The sequence below is a fragment of the Gilvimarinus sp. 1_MG-2023 genome (assembly GCF_030548285.1).
In genome coordinates this window covers 1-235 of the sequence record NZ_JAUOSC010001737.1, presented here as the reverse complement: position 1 = coordinate 235, position 235 = coordinate 1, and the positions used below count along the sequence as shown (strand labels likewise).

Sequence of the window (235 nt, the reverse complement as noted above, 5' to 3'; positions counted from 1 at the left end):
GGGCCTGCGCGCCAAACATATTCAGGAGTCGGCCGACCAGTTTGTCCGTACTATGGCGTCGGTATACCGCGCCTACGAGGCCGATTGCGAGCGCGGCGGCTTGGTCGATTTTGCCGAGCTACTGCTGCGAGCCCACGAGCTATGGCTCAACAACCCCTCACTGCTCAGCCACTATCAATGCCGCTTTCCCTTTATTTTGGTGGACGAGTTTCAGGACACCAACTCGGTGCAGTAC

At 58.3% G+C, this 235-nt stretch carries 1 protein-coding gene; it reads left to right on the top strand.

The genetic code is table 11. The annotated features are described in order from the left end of the window. The coding region (locus tag Q4563_RS22680) for a UvrD-helicase domain-containing protein (protein ID WP_303606157.1) at positions 1–235 on the top strand (235 nt) is incomplete at both ends.